The sequence below is a fragment of the Actinoplanes sp. CA-142083 genome, from assembly GCF_050942195.1.
GTDB lineage: Bacteria > Actinomycetota > Actinomycetes > Mycobacteriales > Micromonosporaceae > Actinoplanes.
The window spans coordinates 8,071,937-8,086,759 of record NZ_CP192076.1; the positions used below are offsets into that span (position 1 = coordinate 8,071,937).

14 protein-coding genes and 1 pseudogene are annotated in these 14,823 nt (G+C 71.5%); 10 read left to right on the forward strand and 5 right to left on the reverse strand.

All coding sequences use genetic code 11. The features are described from left to right. The first annotated feature begins 28 nt into the window (after positions 1 to 28). The 4 genes from ACQPZX_RS36950 to ACQPZX_RS36965 all read left to right on the forward strand — a co-directional run bounded on the left by ACQPZX_RS36950 (position 29) and on the right by ACQPZX_RS36965 (position 5,125). Positions 29 to 1,225 (forward strand): aminopeptidase, encoded by a 1,197-nt coding sequence (locus tag ACQPZX_RS36950; protein ID WP_433366026.1) that lies wholly within the window; start codon positions 29 to 31, stop codon positions 1,223 to 1,225. 12 nt (positions 1,226 to 1,237) lie between these two features. Then, positions 1,238 to 2,083, forward strand: coding sequence for an NAD-dependent epimerase/dehydratase family protein (locus ACQPZX_RS36955; RefSeq protein ID WP_433366029.1), 846 nt, complete (start codon positions 1,238 to 1,240; stop codon positions 2,081 to 2,083). A 190-nt stretch (positions 2,084 to 2,273) separates the two neighbouring features. After that, positions 2,274 to 3,866 carry a transposase gene (locus ACQPZX_RS36960; RefSeq protein WP_433366032.1) on the forward strand — a complete coding sequence of 531 codons (1,593 nt, stop codon included), beginning with the start codon at positions 2,274 to 2,276 and terminating at the stop codon, positions 3,864 to 3,866. Positions 3,867 to 4,468: 602 nt separating this feature from the next. Then, positions 4,469 to 5,125, forward strand: a complete 657-nt coding sequence (locus ACQPZX_RS36965; RefSeq protein ID WP_433366034.1) for a class I SAM-dependent methyltransferase — start codon at positions 4,469 to 4,471, stop codon at positions 5,123 to 5,125. Here the strand turns inward: ACQPZX_RS36965 and ACQPZX_RS36970 are convergent. After that, entirely contained in the window at positions 5,115 to 5,306 is a 192-nt protein-coding gene (locus ACQPZX_RS36970) for a hypothetical protein (RefSeq protein WP_433366037.1), read from the reverse strand. The genes ACQPZX_RS36965 and ACQPZX_RS36970 overlap by 11 nt on opposite strands. Before the next feature lie 89 nt (positions 5,307 to 5,395). On the opposite strand from ACQPZX_RS36970, the gene ACQPZX_RS36975 reads away from it, so the two are divergent. The 4 genes and pseudogenes from ACQPZX_RS36975 (at position 5,396) to ACQPZX_RS36990 (ending at position 8,643) form a co-directional block, all read left to right on the forward strand. After that, the gene (locus tag ACQPZX_RS36975) at positions 5,396 to 6,925 is read left to right on the forward strand and encodes a phospholipase D family protein (RefSeq protein ID WP_433385644.1); all 1,530 of its coding nucleotides are present in this window, start codon (positions 5,396 to 5,398) and stop codon (positions 6,923 to 6,925) included. Between the two features lie 61 nt (positions 6,926 to 6,986). After that, complete coding sequence (locus ACQPZX_RS36980; protein ID WP_433366040.1) at positions 6,987 to 7,523, forward strand: TetR/AcrR family transcriptional regulator; 537 nt, start codon at positions 6,987 to 6,989, stop codon at positions 7,521 to 7,523. 72 nt (positions 7,524 to 7,595) lie between these two features. Then, positions 7,596 to 8,108 (forward strand): annotated as a pseudogene (locus ACQPZX_RS36985) (NAD-dependent epimerase/dehydratase family protein); the annotation flags it as partial. Positions 8,109 to 8,211: 103 nt separating this feature from the next. Next, a complete protein-coding gene (locus ACQPZX_RS36990) occupies positions 8,212 to 8,643 on the forward strand; it encodes a hypothetical protein (RefSeq protein ID WP_433386083.1) in 432 nt (143 codons plus the stop codon). Here the strand turns inward: ACQPZX_RS36990 and ACQPZX_RS36995 are convergent. Genes ACQPZX_RS36995 through ACQPZX_RS37005 form a run of 3 tightly spaced genes read right to left on the reverse strand, consistent with a single transcriptional unit; the run spans position 8,596 to position 11,305 of the window. Beyond that, complete coding sequence (locus ACQPZX_RS36995) at positions 8,596 to 9,126, reverse strand: DUF6817 domain-containing protein (RefSeq protein WP_433366043.1); 531 nt, start codon at positions 9,124 to 9,126, stop codon at positions 8,596 to 8,598. The two genes, ACQPZX_RS36990 and ACQPZX_RS36995, sit on opposite strands and share 48 nt — an antisense overlap. Beyond that, positions 9,123 to 10,208 carry a protein-L-isoaspartate O-methyltransferase family protein gene (locus ACQPZX_RS37000; protein ID WP_433366046.1) on the reverse strand — a complete coding sequence of 362 codons (1,086 nt, stop codon included), beginning with the start codon at positions 10,206 to 10,208 and terminating at the stop codon, positions 9,123 to 9,125. Before ACQPZX_RS37000 ends, ACQPZX_RS36995 begins: the two co-directional genes overlap by 4 nt. Then, positions 10,205 to 11,305: a phosphotransferase gene (locus ACQPZX_RS37005; protein WP_433366049.1), complete on the reverse strand. Its 1,101-nt coding sequence runs from the start codon at positions 11,303 to 11,305 to the stop codon at positions 10,205 to 10,207. The genes ACQPZX_RS37000 and ACQPZX_RS37005 overlap by 4 nt, the downstream gene beginning before the upstream one ends. Before the next feature lie 38 nt (positions 11,306 to 11,343). On the opposite strand from ACQPZX_RS37005, the gene allB reads away from it, so the two are divergent. Both allB and alc read left to right on the forward strand, forming a co-directional pair. After that, positions 11,344 to 12,654: an allantoinase AllB gene (allB, locus tag ACQPZX_RS37010; protein ID WP_433366052.1), complete on the forward strand. Its 1,311-nt coding sequence runs from the start codon at positions 11,344 to 11,346 to the stop codon at positions 12,652 to 12,654. A 4-nt stretch (positions 12,655 to 12,658) separates the two neighbouring features. Further along, the gene (gene alc, locus ACQPZX_RS37015; protein WP_433366055.1) at positions 12,659 to 13,669 is read left to right on the forward strand and encodes an allantoicase; all 1,011 of its coding nucleotides are present in this window, start codon (positions 12,659 to 12,661) and stop codon (positions 13,667 to 13,669) included. Here the strand turns inward: alc and ACQPZX_RS37020 are convergent. Beyond that, positions 13,639 to 14,820, reverse strand: a complete 1,182-nt coding sequence (locus ACQPZX_RS37020) for an FAD-dependent oxidoreductase (protein WP_433366058.1) — start codon at positions 14,818 to 14,820, stop codon at positions 13,639 to 13,641. The genes alc and ACQPZX_RS37020 overlap by 31 nt on opposite strands. Positions 14,821 to 14,823: the final 3 nt, after the last annotated feature.

Here is a 14,823-nt window from a genome sequence, read left to right on the forward strand (position 1 = left end):
GCGCGCACTCTGATCTAGGCTGTCCGGCATGGGACAGATCGAACGCTTCGCCGACCTGGTCGTCCGGGCCGGGGTCAACGTGCAGCCGGGGCAGGGTGTCGTGATCGACACCGACACCGAGCACCTGGAGATCGCCCGCGCGGTGGTCGAGGCGGCCTACCGGGCCGGCGCGAGCTGGGTCGAGACGGTCTGGCACGACGGGCCGATGCAGCGGTCGGCGGTCGATCACCTGAGCGTCGAGCAGCTGTCGCGGAGCCGGCCGTGGGCGCTCGCCCGGATCGAGGAGTGGGCGGCCGAGGGCGCGGCGTCGATCGCGCTGGTCGGCGACGCGAACCCGCACCTGTTCGACGGCGCCGACCCGGCCAAGGTCGCGGCGCGCCGGTGGGACGAGGCGCAGGCGCGGCGGCGGTCGCTGTTCGGGCGGATGCGCTGGAGCGTGGTGGCGGCGCCGAACGCGGGCTGGGCCGAGCAGATCTTCGGCGAGCCCGACGTCGACCGGCTGTGGGAGGCGGTCGGCACGGCGATGCGGCTCGACTCGCCCGATCCGGCGGCCGAGTGGCAGCAGCGGTCGGCGACGCTGGCGGCGCGCGCCCGCCAGCTGGACGCGCTGGAGCTGACCGAGGTCCGCTACGTGGGCGAGGGCACCGATCTGACGGTGGGGCTACCGGCGAACGCCCGCTGGACCGGCGGCGGCATGATCGACGGCGACGGCATCCCGTACATGCCGAACATCCCCACCGAAGAGGTCTTCACCAGCCCCGATCGCCACCGCGCCGACGGCACGATCCGGGTCACCAAGCCCATGGTCATCCTGGGTCAGCTGGTCACCGGACTCAAGGTCGACTTCAAGGACGGCAAGATCATTGACGCGTACGCCGATGAAGGCGCCGACGTCGTGAAAGCGCAGATCGCCACGGACGAGGGTTCGAGCCGGCTCGGCGAGGTGTCGCTGGTCGACCGGGACAGCCGGATCGCGAAGGCCGGGATCGTCTTCCGCAACACCCTCTTCGACGAGAACGCCGGATGTCACGTCGCGTGGGGGCAGAGCTTCCCGTTCGCGGTCGAGGGCGGGATGGGCCTGAGCGAGGAGGAGCGGAAAGAGCTCGGCCTGAACGTGTCGGCGGTGCACACCGACGTGGTGATCGGCGGCGACGGAATCACCGTCACGGGGACGGGCCCCAAGGGAACTGTCGAGATCATCCGCGACGACGAATGGGTGCTCTGAGCGCTCGTGCGGGTGCTGGTGCTCGGCGGGACCGGGTTCATCGGCCGGACCATCGTCGAGCGCCTGCTCGCCGACGGGCATACGCCGACGCTGTTCAACCGGGGGCGTAACGCGTCGTTGTTTCCTGAGGTTTCGCAGCTGGTCGGTGATCGGTATGCGGGGGACTTCGGAGCGCTTCGGGACGGCTCGTGGGATGCGGTCGTGGACGTGACTTCGTATACGCCGCGGGACGTGGGCTGGGCGATGGACGCGCTGGGCGACCGGGTGGGGCGTTATCTGTTCATCTCCAGCCATGCGGTGATCGCCGGGGCGGGGCCGGGGCTGCGTCCACCGATCCGGGACGCTTCCTGGCCGTTGACCGATGAGACCTATGGGCCTTCGAAGGTGGCTTGCGAGCAGGACGTGGTCCAACGATTCGGATCGCGGGCGACGATCGTGCGGCCGGTGAAGGTGGCGGGGCCCTACGACGACCCGGACGGGCTGGTCTACTGGGTGCGGGCGGCGGCTCGGGGTGGGCGGGTTGCGCTGCCGGGTGATCCCGCCCAGCCGATTCAGCTGGTCGACTCGAGGGATTTGGCACGGTTGGTGGTCAATCTCTTGGTGGCGGATCGGGGTGGCGCTTTCCTGGCGGCCGGCCCCGCCACCACCTTTTCCGGACTTATCCAGATATGCGCCGAAGCGGCGGGCACTTCGGTTGAGGTCGTGCCGGAGCCGTCGCGGGGGCGGTTCCCGCTGGTTAGGGATCCTTCGATGTGGGCGACGTTGCATCGGACGCCGGCGCCGGAGATGGGCGCCGTGACGCCGCTGCTGACGACGGCCCGGGATGTGCTGGCCTGGGATCGCGCGTCGTCCGCCTGATGGGGGCGCTGGCCTGACTCCGGCGTGCAGGTGTGGCGCCCGCGCGCCGGAAATATCCGTTTATATTCAGTCGCCATTGGTGGGACGCGTCCAAGGATGATGACTTGGTGCTCGCACCGAGCCTGTTGCTTTTTGGCTTCGGGTGGTGGCGGGTCTGGCCTGATTGATCCATGCCTGTCACCATTTACTGGTGGCGAAACGGTATCGGCCGGTGGATCGTGATCAGGTGTTTCTGTTGCCGCCGTCGATGATGGATTGGCTGCCCGCGGATCATCTGGTGTGGTTCGTCATCGACGCGGTCGGCGAGTTGGACACGGCCGCGTTCCACGCCCGGGCCCGGCTCGGCGGGGTCGGCCGGCGTGGCTATGACCCGGAGATGCTGCTCACTCTGCTGGTGTATGCGATGGCGCACGGGGTGCGTTCGTCGCGGCAGATCGAGCGGTTGTGTCACACCGATGTCGCGTTCCGGGTCATCTGCGCGTCCGATGTGCCGGACCACACGGTCCTCGCCCGGTTCCGGCAAGACCACGAGACGGCGCTGGCTGACCTGCTGACCGCGACGCTGCTACTGGCCGCCCGCCTGGGCATGGTCCGGCTCGGGGTGGTCGCGTTCGACGGCACGAAGATCGCCGGGAACGCGGCCCGTGACGCCAACCGCAGCGAGCAGGGCTTGCGGCGCCTGGCCGAGCAGTATCTGGCCGACACCGCGGCGACCGACGCGGCCGAGGACACCGAGTTCGGCGGGGACGAGCGGGGTGATGAGCTGCCGCCGAGGCTGCGGGACCGGTCCGGGCGGGCTGCCCGGATCCGGCAGGCCCTGGCCGAGGCCGAGAAAGCGGGCGCGGCCGAGCGGGCCCGCCGGGACGCCGCCGAGCAGGCCGGCGCCGACTACGAACGCAACCTCGCCGACCCGGACCTGAGCGTGTTCGGGCCGCCGCCGAAGACCGCGGACCCGGTCGCCGCGGCCCGGGCCCGCTGGCAGCGTGAACGCGCCCGGATCCAGCGCCGCGCCGACGCCTGGCACGAACGGGCCGCACGGACCCGCGCCGCCGGGAACCAGCCCCACGGACGCCCGCCACTGCCCGCCGACCAGCACTGCCGGGTCAAAACCGCGAAAGCCGCCTACGACGCAGCAGCCGTCGACGCCGGGACCGGCGCCGCTGAGGACCCCACCACAACCGACACGCCAGGGCCACGGGTGAACCTGACCGACCCCGACTCCCGGCTACTGAAAACCCGTAACGGCTGGCTGCAGGGCTACAACTGCCAAACCGCCGTCAGCGAAGACCAGTTCTTCCTGCACGCCCAAGCCACCCAGGACGCCAACGACGTCCAGCAATTCGAACCCACCCGCACCGCCATCACCGACCTCGCCGCGCACCTGACCGCACACACCGGCCGCACCGACCTGACCATCGGCGTCATGATCGGCGACGCCGGCTACGACAGCATCAACAACCTCACCTGCCACGGCCCCGACCGGCTCATCGCCGGCACCACCAGCCGCCAACTCGGCGACCACGCCACCACCAACCCGGCCACCGGCCAGCCACCCGAACACGCCACCATCCGGCAAGCCATGAACCACCGGCTACGCACCACCGCAGGCCGCAACCTCTACAAACGCCGATCCCCACTCGTCGAAGCACCCAACAGCTGGCTCAAAGACCGCCGCGGACTCCGCCAATTCCTGCGCCGCGGCCTCACCGCCACCAACAGCGAACTCCGCTTCGCCGCCGCCGTCACCAACCTCCTACGCATCCACACCCTCACCACCGAATAACCCCAAACCCCCGGGGGCCTCCAGCCACCACCCAGGCCCAGCCCCGGGCCCGGACGTCCCGCACCGACAGCCAGCCAGCGAAAAAGCAACAGGCTCCACCTCGCAGCGAGTCATCAAGATTCGGCCGGGAGCTGGGGCGAGGCGCGGGGGCGAGGCGCTGGGCGAGGCGCTGGGCGAGGCGCGGGGCGAGGCGCTGCGGCGAGGCGCTGGGCGAGGCGCTGGGCGAGGCGCTGGGCGAGGCGCTGGGCGAGGCACAGGGCGAGGCACAGGGCGAGACGCAGGGCGAGACGCTGGGGCGAGACTCTGGGGCGAGGCGCTGGGGCGAGGCCGGCACCGCGACGGGCCGCACCAACGCAGCCGGGCGCAGTCGACGAAGGTCGACCGGACACTCCGGTTGCCCCGGCACTGCAGATGGGGCCCGACGCCGTTGCTGACGAAGGCTTGGGAGACGCTGGCCTGGGATTGGGCGCTGAGGGTTTTCCACAAGCGTGGGTTATCCACAGGCTGCAGCGGTCCGCGGCACGAGTGCTCTCTGTTTTCGCGATAATGACCAGCGGGGGCTCCCCCAGTGGAGGGCGGGGCCGGGCGGGGGCTTGGCGCAAATGGCGATTTATGACGCGATAGCCGACTGGTACGAGACGGAGTTCCTGCCGACGAGCACGCCAGGGGATCCGATCGGGATTCGGGCGGCGATCGATGCTCTGCTCGGTCGTGGGCGGGGGCCGGTCCTCGAGCTCGGGTGCGGCACCGGCATTCACGCCGCCCAGCTTGCTGACCTGGGTTGGGCTCCTCTGGGCGTCGACCTGTCCACGCGCATGTTGGCGTACGCGAAGGGACGCCTGCCTGTCGCCCAGGGTGACGCCACGCGCCTGCCGGTGCGTGACGCCACGCTTGACGCTGTTGTCGCGATCATGGTGCATACCGATATGCCGGACTACCCGGCGGTGTTGCGTGAAGCCGCCCGGATTCTGCGTTCGGGCGGCACGTTTGTCCACGTTGGAGTGCATCCGGCGTTCTGTGGTGGCTTCGCGGACCGGAGCGATCCCGCGGCGGTGGTGATCCGGCCGGGGTACGTCGACGGTCACTGGACGAACGACTCGTGGACTACGAAGGGTGTGCGCAACCGGGTGGGTGCTAGTCACTATCCGTTGCCAGTGCTGCTAGAGGCGTTTCTGGCGGCCGGCTTCTCGTTCCGGGGCTTTCACGAAGGTGGGGCGCCGGTGCCGACCACGTTGTCGATCAGCGCGGTCAGATCATGAAGAGCATCGCGCCGACGCCCAGCAGGACGATCATCAGGACCGCGATGAGCAGGCCCTTCTCGGCGGCGGAAGCGGCGGACGCGGCGAGGGCGGACGCGGCGGCGGAAGCGGCGGCGGAAGCGGCGGCGGAAGCGGCGGAGGCGGGGTCGGCGGACGTGGTCGTGAGCGGCTCGCTGCTCATGGGCTGATCCCTCCGGGAGTTGCGTCCAGAGTGCGGGGGTGCGTCAAGGGGCATACCGTGAGGGCTTCGTCGACCTCGAAGGGGCTGCGTTGGTGGACTGGTTCCTCAGTACGCAGGAGCGCGGCAACCCGGACTCCTCCATACCCACGTGGTGCACGGGAAACACGGCCGAACCGCTTATTCACGGAATAACGTATTTTGACCGGCTGGCGGAGGAGGTGGACAGCCTCCGGGAGGGTGACCACCTCTTCTTCACCGATTGGCGTGGCGACCCCGACGAGCGGTTGCGCGACGACGGTCCGACGGTGGCGTCCCTGTTCGCGGCGGCCGCCAAACGGGGCGTGATCGTCAAGGGCCTGCTGTGGCGGTCCCATCTGGACAAGCTCGCCTACAGCGAGGAGGAGAACCGCAATCTCGGCGACGCGGTGCGGGAGGCCGGCGGCGAGGTTCTGCTTGATCAACGCGTACGGCGGGGCGGGTCCCACCATCAGAAGCTGGTCGTGATCAGGCACCCGGGAAACCCGGACCGAGATGTGGCTTTTGTCGGCGGCATCGACCTCTGCCATAGCCGCCGCGATGGGCCGCTGCACCTGGGCGATCCGCAAGCGGTGAAGATGTCCACCAAATACGGGAAAAATCCGCCGTGGCACGACGTGCAGCTCGCCCTGAAAGGGCCCGTCGTGGGCGCCCTCGACCTGACCTTCCGCGAGCGGTGGAGCGACCCGGCCCCGCTCGACCAGCACGGCCCGATCTCCACGATCATGGACAGGCTCAAGCACGCCGACGAGCACGCCGACCGACTGCCGCCGCAGCCACCCGACCCACCACCGTGCGGCACCCTGAATGTCCAAGTTCTGCGGACATATCCGGCTATGCGTCCGCGATACTCGTTCGCACCAAAGGGCGAGCGCACGATCGCCCGCGCCTACACCAAGGCGATCCGCAAGGCCAAGCACCTCATCTACCTGGAGGACCAGTACCTCTGGTCGACCGAGGTGGCCCAGCTCTTCGCCGAGGCGCTGAAGGCCACGCCGACCCTGCACCTGGTCGCGGTGGTCCCCCGCCATCCCGACGTGGACGGCCGGATGGCGCTGCCGCCCAACGAGATCGGCCGCGAGCAGGCCCTGGCCGTGTGCCACCTGGCCGCGCCCGACCGGGTCCACGTCTTCGATCTGGAAAATCACAAGGGCACGCCGGTGTACGTGCATGCCAAGGTCTGCGTGATCGACGACATCTGGTGCAGCGTGGGCAGCGACAACTTCAACCGCCGCTCGTGGACCCACGACAGCGAGATCTCGTGCGCGATCCTCGATGAGGAGGGGCAATTCGCCCGCGATCTGCGCCTGCGGCTGATGCGCGAGCACCTCGACCGCGAGCCGGGCGACGACGCCGACCTGCAGGACCCGATCTCCGCCGTCAAGGCGATGACCGAGACCGCCGATCGCCTGCGCGCGTGGAGCGACGACGGCCGCGGGTCGCCGCGCCCGCCCGGCCGCATCTTCCCGCACTCCCCCGAGCACTTGCCGTGGCATCAGCGGCTCTGGTCGCTGCCGGCCTACCGCCTGTTCTACGACCCCGACGGCCGGCCGTGGCGAGCGCGGCGCCGGAACACGTTCTGACCAGGCGTCGGGTATCGTTTCGGAGACCTCTCCGCATACCCGGGACAGCAAGGAGTCGGGCATGGTCCGCGCGGACGCTCGCGAGAATCGGGCACGCATCCTGGCGGCCGCCCGCCAGGCCTTCGCCGAGGACGGCGGCGCCTCGATGAACCAGATCGCCCAGCGCGCCGGCGTCGGCCCCGGCACCCTGTACCGCAACTTCCCGTCCGTGGAGGCGCTCGTCCTGGCGATCTACCAGGACGAGGTCGACCAGCTCGTCGGCACGGTCCCGGAGCTCCTGGCCGAGCTGCCACCGCTGGAGGCGCTGCGGCGCTGGACCACGGAGCTGGTGAGCGCCATGCGCAAGAAGCACGGCCTGGGCGACGCGCTCAGCCCGGGCGCGCACAAGCCGATCACCGAGCAGACGTACGGCCCGGTCATCGGCGCGATCACCCAGCTGCTCGACGCGGGCAAGGCCGACGGAACCATCCGCGCCGACGCCGATCCGGGCGACTTCCTCCAGCTCACCGGCGCGCTCTGGCGGGCCGCCGCGGGCGGGAACGACCGATCGCAGCCCATGCTCGCGCTGATCCTCGACGGGCTCGCCACGCGCCGGTAGCGGAGACTTCTCCGTTTCCCGTTGATAAGTGGAGAGGTCTCCACTACCGTCGGACGGGAGAAGGAGGCTGAGATGACCGACGTATTGGTGACCGGCGGGTCCGGCTACATCGGCAGTTGGTGCGTGCTGGCTTTGCTGGAGGCGGGGTATTCGGTGCGCACCACCGTGCGCGACCTGGCCCGCGAGCCCCAGGTGCGCGAGATGCTGCGGCGAGGTGGCGCCGACCCCGGCGCGCCGCTGCGGGTCGTCCGTGCCGACCTGCAGCGCGACGAGGGCTGGGACGCCGCCGTGGCCGGCTGCGACGCCGTGCTGCATGTGGCGTCGCCGACGCTGACCCAGCTGCCCCGCAGCGACGACGAGATGGTCCGCCCGGCCATCGACGGCACGCTGCGGGTGCTGCGGGCGGCCCGCGGCGCGGGCGTCCGGCGCGTGGTGATGACGTCGGCGATCGGCGCGATCGCGTACGGCCACGCCCCGCGCGACACACCGTTCACCGAAGAGGACTGGACGAACGTGGATGGCGGAATAGCGCCGTACCAGAAGTCCAAGACCCTCGCCGAGCGCGCGGCCTGGGATTTCGCCAGGCGGGAAGGCAGCGGGCTCGAGCTGGCGACCGTCAACCCGACCGCGGTGCTCGGCCCGGTCCTCGGGCCGGGACTACTCACCGTCCCTCAACACCGTCGCCCGCATGCTGGACGGGTCGATGCGGGTGCTCCTGCCGTTCGCCAGCGGCTTCGTCGACGTCCGGGACGTGGCGTCCCTGCACGTGCTCGCGATGACCGAGCGGGTCGCGGCGGGCGAGCGGTTCATCGCGACCGCCGGCCGCAGCCTGTGGACCCGCGACATCGCCGCCGTCCTGCGCGAGCGGCTCGGCGAGCGGGCGAGCCGGGTGCCGGCCCGGGAGCTGCCGGTGTGGGCGGCGCGCGGGCTCGCCCGGGTCAATCCGCAGGTCGGTGCCTTGCGCTCGCTGCTGGGCCGCAACCTCGACGCGACGTCGGCCAAGGCGGAACGGTTGCTGGGCTGGAAGACCCGCCCCATCGAGGAAACCATTGTGGACACCGCCGAGAGCCTGCTAGCTCAGGCCGAGGACGCGGCGGGCGTCGGCCATCACCGCGGGTGAGGCCAGCGGGGCCCAGGTGGGGAAGACCGAGCGGAAGTAGTCGCCGGCTTTGGCGGCTATCTCCGGCGAGCGTTCGTAGACGTCGAGCTCGTTGACGATGCTCAGGTCGGCGAAGGCGCGGACCCCGTCGGGCGTGGGCGACTCGCTGTGGCCGGTGAAGCGGCTCCAGATCAGGCAGGTGGCGGGCAGCGCGCGCCAGGTGCGGCCGCGGTCGCAGCCGCCGTAGCGGTACACCATCTCCTCCGCCTCGGGGCCGATCAGGTCGCGCAGGACGTGCCGTTCGGCGACGTCGAGCAGCACTACCGCGAAGCCGTCGGTGCCGTAGGCCGCGTGGGTCAGGGCGGCCAGGCATTCCGCGGGGGCGGCGCCGTGACCGGCCAGCCGATCGGAGACCCGGCCCAGGTGCTCGTAGAGCGAGCCCCCGGCGTGGGGGACGGACTCGGCGCCTCGGAGACGAAGCCATTCCAGTACGGCGTCGGTCACGACAACTCCCAAGCATCGGGCGCCCAGATCGGGGCCGACGGGTCGCCGGTCAGGGTGAACGACACCTGCCAGGCCTGCATCGACGGGCGGCCTGCCGCGGTCCAGCGGTCGAGGACGCGCACGGCCTGGCCGACGAAATCCGCGGAGCCGGTGGTGTGGATGCTGCCGTCCGGGAGGATCACGGCGCCGCCGGTGCGGGTCTCGTCGAGCAGGGTCAGGCAGCCCTGTTCGCGGCCGGGGACGGCCACGTGCGACGCGCGGCGGTTCCAGGCGCCGGCCGCGTACCAGAGGTCGCGGTAGGCGATCTCGTCCAGGGCCGGGTCGAAACGGGCCGGCACCGCCTGGGAGAGCTCGTCCATCGGGCCGGCCGGCGACGGGAACGCGCCGGGGTGGTCGGCCGTCAGCGGGCCGGCCGCGAGCATGAAGCCGGCCGGGCAGACGGGGGTGGCGGTGACCGGGCCGTCCGGCGGGCCCGAGATGACGAGTACGGGGTGCGTGCCGGCGTGCTTCACCGGGGCGAGCACCAGACCGCCGGGCGCGAGTTGTTCCAGCCACTGTGGAGGGACGCCGCCGATGCCGACGGTCGCCATCACCCGGTCGAAGCGGTCGCCCGGGTGCCCCGCGTAGCCGTCGCCGTGCTCCACCCGTACGTGTGAAATGCCTGCTCTTGCCAGCGCCGCGCGGGCCCGGACCGCGACGTCCTCCTGCACGTCGATGCTGATGATCGTCGCCCCGAGCGAAGCGAGGAGGGCGGCGTTGTAGCCGGTGCCCGCGCCGATCTCGAGGATGCGCTGGCCGGGCGCGACGCGCAGCGCCATGATCATGATGGCCATCAGCGACGGCTGGCTCGACGAGCTGACCGGGATCTTGTTGTCGACCTTGGTGACCAGCACGTCGTCGCTGTAGACGGTGCTCAGGAACTCGGGGTCGGCGGGGCGCACCCAGCTGCCGTCGCGGCGCTGGAAGCCGTCGGGCACGAAAGCCTCGCGGGGAACTTTCGCGAAAGCGGCCGCCAGCTCCGGCGGGAGGTCGGCGCCACCCCGCCGGATCTGCTCGACATAATCGCCGCGCGGCCCGGTCACCCCTTCACGATAGAGGCGGCGACGGCCGCGGACAGGCAGGCCGGCACGTCGTCGGCGTGATAGGGCCATTCGGAGGGCTCGATGGCGTCGAGGAACGCCGCGTAGGTCACGGCCCCGCGCAACGCGGCCACCGGGCGCAACAGCTCGACCGCGCGCAACGCCTGCGCGTTTTTCCAGCCGGACGCCCAGAGCTCGATCACCGGGCCGGGGTCCACGAGGCCCTCGGTGAGCCGGAGGATGTCGAAGGCGGGGTTGCCGATCGCGCAGTCGCCCCAATCCATGATCGTGAGCCGGCCGGCGTCGTCGGTGCGGGTGTTGCCGGGGTGCAGGTCGCCGTGCACGAGGGTGTCGGGCAGGCCGCATTCCGCGACCGCGTCGAGGCGTTCCGGCAGGCTCTCGACCAGCTTCTCGAGCCCGGCGATCTCGTCGTAGTAGGGCGCGGCGACCCGTCCCGCCTCCAGCTTGCCGACCGGGATCACGCTCAGCCCGGGCGAGCCGGCCAGCGCCACCTGCACCGGAACGAAGGCCTGCGCGATCGTCGCGCAGATGTCGGCGCCCGCGCCGTAGCGGTCGGTCCCCTCGACGTGGGCGAGCAGCATCCGCCCCTGGTCGCCGGCCGCGATCAGCGGCGGGACCAGCCCGGGGCGGACCGAGTCGACCAGACGGATCGCCTCGGGCTCGTGGGCGAAGAACGACGGCACCTGCTTGAGCCAGGCGACCGTCCGGCCGTCGCGGTCGAGGCGCCAGATCGCCGACAGGTTCCACGTGCGCACCTGATGGGCCGTCACCCCGGGGCCGAGCACCGACCGCGCCCAGGCCAGGGATGCGGCCGGGCCGCCCAGCTCGGCGTAGGGCGCGCGCTTGGGGTGCGGCGCGAGATCCACGTCGACGGGCAGCAGGCCGGCCGGCGGGTCGTCGGTCTCGGCCAGGTAGGTCACCTCGCGGCCGTCGGCGTGCAGCATCCGCAGCACCTGCCAGCGCTCGTCGGCGAACTCCCCCACCTCCTGCCGCCACGGCGTCGGCGCCTCGAACGGCGGCAGGGCGCCCAGCACCCGGCCGGCGGGGTCGGCGAAGACGAGATTCACGATGCGCGTCACGCCCATAGTGTGCCGTCCCGGCGTTTAGGGTCGGTGGCATGGTCGATCTCGTGGTGCGGTCCCGCCGGGCGGTCGTGGACGGCCAGGAGCGGCCCGCCGCGGTGAGCGTGACCGGCGGGCGGATAGACAAGGTCTCGGCTTACGAGGCGACGATCGACGCCCCCGAGCAGATCGACCTCGGGGACACCGCCCTGCTGCCCGGGCTCGTCGACACGCATGTTCATGTGAACGAGCCGGGGCGTACGGAATGGGAAGGCTTCGCGACCGCCACCCGCGCCGCCGCCGCGGGCGGGGTCACCACGATCATCGACATGCCGCTGAACAGCCTGCCGCCGACCGTGAACGTGGACGCGCTGCGGATCAAGCAGGCCGCGGCCGCGGGCCAGATCCACGTCGACGTCGGTTTCTGGGGCGGCGCGATCCCGGGCAACGCTCCGGCGCTGCCGGCACTGCACGACGCCGGCGTCTTCGGCTTCAAAGCCTTCCTCGCCGATTCGGGCGTCCCCGAGTTTCCGCCGGTCTCCGCCGCCGAGCTAGCCGTCGCCATGGAGGCCGTGGACGCGCTCTTCGTCGTGCACGCGGAAGATCCCGATCATCTGCGGGGCGCGCCGTCGTCCGCCGCGTACTCCGACTTTCTCGCCTCCCGGCCGGCGTCGGCCGAGCACGCCGCGATCGCCAAGGCGATCGACGCGGCGCGCGCGACCGGCCGGCGCGTGCACATTCTGCATCTTTCGGCGGCCGGCGCGCTTCCGCTCATTTCACAGGCAAAAGCCGATGGCGTACGCGTCACCGCGGAGACTTGTCCGCATTACTTGACGCTCGACGCGGCGCACATCCCCGACGGCGCGACCGAGTTCAAATGCTGCCCGCCGATCCGGGACGCCGCGAACGCCGACGCGCTGTGGCGGGCGCTGGCGGACGGGCTGATCACGTGCGTGGTGAGCGATCATTCGCCGTGCACGCCCGAGCTGAAGAGGCGCGACACCGGCGACTTCGCGGCGGCCTGGGGTGGTATCGCGTCGGTGCAGCTGGGGCTGCCGGTGATCTGGACGGCGGCCCGCGAGCGTGGTCACGGGCTCGCCGACGTGGTGGAGTGGATGGCGCGGCGCCCGGCCGAGCTGGCCGGGCTGGCCGGGAAGGGCCGCATCGCGCCGGGCGCGGACGCCGATCTGGTCGCGTTCGACCCCGGCGCGGCCTTCGAGGTCGATCCGCGTCGGCTGCACCACCGGAACCCCGTCACGCCGTACGCGGGAAAGGTGTTGCAGGGAGTAGTCCGCACGACCTGGCTGCGCGGACGCAGGGTGACCGGCGACGAGGCCCGCGGCCGTTTCCTCGCGCGAGAGGGGTAGCACGATGGAGGAGTTCAGCACCCGGACCGACCTCGCCTCACGGGCGCTCGGCGGCGGCGTGGTGTTCGCCAACGACGAGTTCTTCGCGGCCGCGGACCACCTGGTCCTGGCGACGGCGCCGACCTTCTCGCCGCGCACCTTCGACCAGAAGGGCCAGGTGTACGACGGCTGGGAGACCCGCCGCCGGCGCAGCCCCGGGCAGGATGTGGCGATCGTGCGGCTCGGCGCGCCCGGCGTGATCCACGGCGTCGACGTCGACACAGCGTTCTTCGTCGGCAACTACCCCACGCACGCGTCGGTGGACGCGCTGGCCACCGACGGCTATCCGGCGCCGGCCGCGCTGCAGGCCGCCACCTGGGTGCCGATCGTGCCGAAGTCGCCGCTCGACGGGGACACCCGCAACCTGTTCCCGGTCGGCGACCGCCGCCGCTTCACGCACGTGCGGCTGACGATCTATCCGGACGGCGGGGTGGCGCGGCTGCGGGTGCACGGCGAGGTGGTCCCCGATCCCGCGCTGCTGCCCGAAGTCTTCGACGTGGCCGCGATCGCCGCCGGCGGCCGGGTCTCCGGGTGCAGCAACATGTTCTTCGGGCGGCCGCACAACATGCTGATGCCGGGGCTGGCCCAGCACATGGGCGACGGCTGGGAGACGGCCCGGCGCCGCGCCGACGGCAACGAATGGGTGGAGGTGACCCTGGCGGCGCCGTCGGAGATCGAGTTCGTCGACCTGGACACCAGCCACTTCAAGGGGAACGCGCCGGGCGCGGCGTCGGTGCTCGGCTCCCTCGACGGCGGCGAGTGGTTCGAGGTGCTGCCCCGGGTGAGCCTCAACCCGGACACGCCGCACCGGTTCGCGGTCGCGCCCGGGCGGGCCGCCGATCGGGTGCGGCTCGACATCCTGCCCGACGGCGGGATGGCGCGGCTGCGGGTGATCGGGCGGCCCGACCGGAACTTCCTCGAGGAGAAGTTCCGCCGGCACGTCGCTCAGACCGACGCTGACCAGTCGATGCGGTAGCGCTGCTCGGCGCCGACGGTCTTCTCGGGGTTCATGGCGAGCTTCATGAAGATGGGCATGATGACCGGCATCAGGGCCTTGGCGACCGGGCCGGGCGCCTTGGTGTGGTTGATCTTCGCGGCGCGGGAGGCGACGCGCTCGACGCGCTGACGTCGCAGCCCCTCGTAGGTGGCGAAGGCCTCGGGCACGTCGAGGTCGCGAAGGCAGCGGGCCAGCTGGACGGCGCTCTCGATCGACAGCGACGCGCCCTGGCCGGAGCTGTTGGACGGGGCGTGCACGGCGTCGCCGGCCAGCACCATCCGGCCGCGATGCCAGCGCGGAACCGGCGGCATGATGTGCAGGGCGCCGTTGACCTGCAGGGCCTCCGGAGCGAGGTTGCGCACCAGGTCGCCGCCCGGCTCGTCCTCGCCGTAGACGTCCAGCAGCCGGCGCAGCCACTCCTCGTTCGGCGTCTCGCGGGCCTCCCGGATGGTGAGCGGCTGCTTGGCCGGCAGGTTCACGCCGAAGGTGGTGCCGCCCGTCGACGGCCAGTACAGGTAGTAGCCGCGCTTGCCGAAGGCGAACGTCATGGTCCCCGGCTCCTCGGCGACCGACGCCCGGGAGAGGCCCTCGAAGGCGAGCATGCCCGTGTAACGCGGGCCCGGCGCCTCGGGGTCGATCAGCCGGCGCACGGTCGAGTGCACGCCGTCCGCGCCGATCAGCACGTCGGCGGTGACGCTCGAACCGTCGGCGAACAATGCGGTGACGGCCGCGGGCTCCTCCCGTACGGAAACCAGCTTTTTGTCATGCTCGATGCCGACGCCGTCGGCAGCAGCCCGATCATGCAGGATCCGGTGGATGTCGCTGCGGCGCACCACCTGCAGCGGCTCGACCCCCGACAGGCCCGGAAGCGGGACGCGCTTGCCGTTGACCGACATCACCTGCCGGTAGGTCGGGTCGGCAACTTTCCGCACCGCGTCGCCCGCGCCGACGATGTCCAGGGCGGCCACGCCGTTGGGCGCGAGCGCGATGGTGCCGCCCAGACCCTCGGCCGGGCTCGGATAGCTCTCGTAGACGGTCGCCGCGATGCCGGCCTTGTGCAGCGCGAGGGCCGCCACCGGGCCCGCGATGCCGCCACCGATGATCGCTGCCGTGCGCACACGCTTGCTCATTGC

Coding starts and splice junctions, on each gene's coding strand:
- ACQPZX_RS37020 (WP_433366058.1), bottom strand. CDS start 14,820: ATGAGCAAGCGTGTGCGCACGGCAGCGATCATCGGTGGCGGCATCGCG.
- ACQPZX_RS36990 (WP_433386083.1), top strand. CDS start 8,212: ATGCTGGACGGGTCGATGCGGGTGCTCCTGCCGTTCGCCAGCGGCTTC.
- ACQPZX_RS36970 (WP_433366037.1), bottom strand. CDS start 5,306: ATGAGCAGCGAGCCGCTCACGACCACGTCCGCCGACCCCGCCTCCGCC.
- alc (WP_433366055.1), top strand. CDS start 12,659: ATGGAGGAGTTCAGCACCCGGACCGACCTCGCCTCACGGGCGCTCGGC.
- allB (WP_433366052.1), top strand. CDS start 11,344: ATGGTCGATCTCGTGGTGCGGTCCCGCCGGGCGGTCGTGGACGGCCAG.
- ACQPZX_RS36980 (WP_433366040.1), top strand. CDS start 6,987: ATGGTCCGCGCGGACGCTCGCGAGAATCGGGCACGCATCCTGGCGGCC.
- ACQPZX_RS36950 (WP_433366026.1), top strand. CDS start 29: ATGGGACAGATCGAACGCTTCGCCGACCTGGTCGTCCGGGCCGGGGTC.
- ACQPZX_RS36965 (WP_433366034.1), top strand. CDS start 4,469: ATGGCGATTTATGACGCGATAGCCGACTGGTACGAGACGGAGTTCCTG.